The organism is Streptomyces sp. PU-14G, from assembly GCF_041028275.1.
Classification (GTDB): domain Bacteria; phylum Actinomycetota; class Actinomycetes; order Streptomycetales; family Streptomycetaceae; genus Streptomyces.
Genome location: NZ_JASKYT010000563.1, coordinates 1 through 3,763 on the forward strand (window position 1 = coordinate 1; position 3,763 = coordinate 3,763).

Annotated in this window: 3 protein-coding genes; all 3 read right to left on the reverse strand. The window is 76.8% G+C overall.

Going from position 1 to position 3,763, the window contains the following annotated elements; genetic code table 11:
• Nucleotides 1-1,260: glycosyltransferase (locus AB8Z75_RS33365; protein WP_369208639.1), on the reverse strand; the 1,260-nt coding region annotated here is incomplete at its 3' end.
• On the reverse strand, nt 1,257-2,021 hold the full coding sequence (locus AB8Z75_RS33370) for a polysaccharide deacetylase family protein (protein ID WP_369208641.1): 765 nt from the start codon (nt 2,019-2,021) through the stop codon (nt 1,257-1,259). The genes AB8Z75_RS33365 and AB8Z75_RS33370, both read right to left, overlap by 4 nt.
• Complete coding sequence (locus AB8Z75_RS33375) at nt 2,011-3,627, reverse strand: lipid II flippase MurJ (RefSeq protein ID WP_369208643.1); 1,617 nt, start codon at nt 3,625-3,627, stop codon at nt 2,011-2,013. The genes AB8Z75_RS33370 and AB8Z75_RS33375 overlap by 11 nt, the downstream gene beginning before the upstream one ends.
• Nucleotides 3,628-3,763: the final 136 nt, after the last annotated feature.

Consider the following 3,763-nt stretch of genomic DNA (forward strand, 5'->3'; position numbering starts at 1 on the left):
GGCGGGGGCGGTTGCCGTGCGGTGAGGGGAAGGAGAGCCGTACTGCCGTACCTGGCCACCAGCGGCGCGGGCGGACGGCAGGCCGAGCGCGGTCCGGTAGACGTCGGCCAGGCGCGCGGCACAGCGGTCGATGGCGTACTCCCCGACGACGTCGGGCACGGGGAGCCGGTGCGGGCCGGCCAGGTGCGCCGCCCGCGCCTCGCGCAGCACGGCGGGAAGTTCACCCGGCGCGTGCGTGAACCTGCGGGCCCCCGGCGCCCGTTCGGGCGGCAGGTCCTGCACGGCCGGGCACGCCGCGTACCGCACGGGCAGCCCCGCGGCGAGAGCCTCCACGACAGCCAGCCCGAACGACTCCTCGGGCGAAGGCGAGACGAACAGGTCGGCCGCCGCCAGCACGCCGGGCACGTCCGGGGCGCCGGAGGCCACCGGAGCCGGGAGCCGACCCGTACCGGAGCCGTCGCCCGGCCCGGCGCCGTCGTGCAGGCCGCTCGCGCACGCACCCAGCAGCCGCACACGGGCGGTCGCTCCCGCCGCCCGGGCGCGGGCCCGCAGCGCCGCCGCCTGCGGCCCGTCACCCGCGAGCAGCAACCGCGCCCCTGGCACCGCCGCCACCGCGTCCACCAGCGCGTCGAAGCGCTTGCCCGGCACCAGCCGCCCCACACCGGCGACCACGAACGCGTCCGGCGCCAAGCCCAGCGACTCCCGTACGCGAGCGCGCCGGGCCGGCTCGAAGCGGAAGCGGGCGGCGTCGATGCCGTTCGGCACCGTGCACAGCCGCGCCGAGGGGACACCCCAGCGCCGCAGCCGTGCGGCGACCGTGGCGGAGACGGCCACGGTCGTGGTGCCCAGCCGCTCGGTCGCCAGGTACAGGGCGCGGACGGCGGGCGTGAGCGGGCGGCCCTCCAGCACACCCTCGCCGAGCGAGTGTTCGGTCGCGACGACGGTGCGCACCCCGGCGAGGCGCGCCGCGATCCGCCCGTACACACAGGCCCGGTACAGGTGGGTGTGCACCACGTCGTACCGCCCCGCCCGCACGAGCCTCACCAGCCGCGGCAGCGCGGCGAGGTCGCGGTTGCCGCCCATGCCCAGATGCGTCACCCGGGTGCCGTCGGCGCGGATGCCGTCGGCCACGCTGCCGTCCTCCGCGAGCGTGACGACGTCGCATTCGACCCCCTGTGCGGGCAGCCGGCGCAACAGCAGACGCAGTTGTTCCTCGGCGCCGCCCACCCCGAGCCCGGTGATCAGGTGCAGCACCCTCATCGGCGGGCACCGCTCGGGCTCGGTGCCTCGGCGCCCTGCGCCGGCAGCGGACGGCGGCGCAGCGGGTGCAGCACCTTCTTCAGGTAGAGCCGTGCCGAGGTGTCCCGCGACCCGACGTGCACGCGGGGCAGTGCGTGCACACCGGTCAGCGGCCCCGGATCGATGGCGCACGCGTACGCGTACCCGGCGGCGCGCACCGCCTCCACGGCGCGCGCGTCGAGTGTCCCGTACGGGTAGCAGAAGCCGTCGGGCGCCGTCCCGGTGAGCTCGGCCAGCAGGCTGCGGCTGTGTGCGGTCTCCCGCTCCAGGGTGACGTCGTCGGCCTCCGTCAGATCGGTGTGGACGAGCCCGTGCGAACCGAGCTCCATGCCCGCGGCGGCCACCGCCCGGACGCCCTCGGCGTCCAGCAGCGGCTTGCGCGGGCCCTCCGCGTCCCAGGCGTTGTCCCCGCCGAGCCGCCCCGGCAGTACGAAGGCCGTCGCGGTGCACTCGTGGCGGCGCAGCAGCGGCAGCGCGTCGGTGAGGAAGTCGGCGTAACCGTCGTCGAAGGTCAGCCCCACCAGGCCACGGCCCCGCCCGCAGGCGCGGGCCCGCAGGAGCCGCCCGACGCTCACGCCCGTCAGCCCGCGCTCGCGCAGCCAGCGCAACTGCCGCTCCAGGCGGGCCGGGGGGACGGTGACCCGGTACGGGTCCTCGTCGCAGTCGGAGACCGAGTGGTACATCAGCACCCAGGGCGCTCGTGCACCGGTGTCAGCGGACATGGGTGATCCTCCGTGTGACGGTGGCGAACAGGTACGGCAGCTCCGGCGCCCCCACCAGCCGGCCGACCGCCGCGAAGGCGGCCACTACGGCCACCCCGCCGACGGCCGCCGCGGCGAGCGGCGCCGCGAACAGTCCCGCGGCGAGCCGGCCCGCGACGGCGGCCACGCCCGCGGCCAGCAGCAGCCGCAGCAGCCCGGCCGCCACCCGGGGCACGTCGATGGCCACCACGCGGGCACCGAGGCCGTGCAGCAGCAACGCGGCGGTGGCGGTGATGCCCAGTGCGTTGGCGGCGGCGATGCCGTACACGCCCCAGGGCCCCGCGGCCACCACGCCCGCCACCGCGGTGACCGCGAGCCCCGCCCCCATGGCGGCGGCCGGGTACCAGGGCGGGCGAGAGCCGGAGAAGAAGGGGCGCACCAGCGCGCCCACCATGCTGTGCCCCAGCAGCCCGCAGGTGTACACCCGCATCACCGCGGCGGTCGCGGCCGTGTCCCGCGCGTCGAAGGCGCCCCGCTCGAAGAGCAGCCCGATGAGCTGCGGCGCGCAGGCGACCACGTACGCGGCACCCAGCAGCACCACGATCCCGGCCAGCGCCAGGTCCCTCTCCACCCGCCGCCTGGCCACCTCCGCCTCGCCGTCGGCCATGGCGCGGGCGACGACGGGGAACGTCACCGTGCACACCATCAGCGAGAGCACCATCGGCAACTGGGCGACCTTCTGCGCGTAGTTGAGGTGCGAGATGGCGCCCGCGGGCAGCGAGGAGGCCATGAAGCGCTCGAAGAGGACCTGGGCCTGGCGGCTGACGGCGAACGTGACGACGGGCGCGACGACTCCGAGACCGACCCCCACGGCACCGCCCGCAGCCCCGCCGCGCGACCGGGCGACGGCCCGCTCCCCGCGCGACGGGCGGACGCGGCGCGCCGGCAGCCGGGAGAGGAAGGCCGGGAGCTGGACGAGGACCATCAGCGCCCCGCCGACGGCGACTCCGAGCGCCGCAGCCCGCACGCCCCATAGGCCGTGCCCGGCGAACATCACGGCGATGATGCCGGTGTTGTAGGTGACGTAGATCGCCGCGGGCGCCACGAAGTGCCGGTGGGCGCGCAGCGCGGCGCTGAAGTAGCCGGCCAGGCCGAAGGTGAGGACCGTCAGCGCGGTCAGCCGCAGACAGGCGGCGGCCGTGCCGGCGTCGGGCAGCCCGGGCGCGAGCACCCGCACCACCTGGGGCGCTGCCAGCACCAGAAGTCCGGCGGCGCCTGCCAGGACCAGCGACAGGCGGGGCAGCGTCGCGGCCACCAGCGCCCGCACCGGATCGTCCGTCAGCGTGCCGTCCGCCGCCCTGCAGGAGAGCGCCAGGCTGAAGGCAGGCACCAGGACCAGCGCCATGGCGTCCTCGATCAGCAGGGTGGAGGCCAACTCCGGTACCGTCCACGCCACCAGGAACGCGTCGGTGCCGGCGTCCGCGCCGAACAGCCGGGCGATGGACTGGTCCCGCAGCAGTCCGAACAGCGACCCCGCGGCGGTGAGCACCGCGGTGACGGCGGCGGCCCGTGCGAGGAACCGCCCGAGCGCCGGAGCCTCACCTGAGGGATGCCCCCGCGCATCCACGGGCGCGCTCCGCGCATCCGCGACCGTGTTCCGTGCAACCGCGACCGCGTGACGCGCATCCGCGACCGTGTTCCGCGCATCCGCGACCGCGCTGTCGGCGGCGTCCGGCTCGGCGGCGCCCGGCACGGCGGTGCCC

What these genes read in the sequence shown, in the direction of transcription:
- AB8Z75_RS33370 (WP_369208641.1), bottom strand. Translation starts at nt 2,021, where the DNA reads ATGTCCGCTGACACCGGTGCACGAGCGCCCTGGGTGCTGATGTACCAC.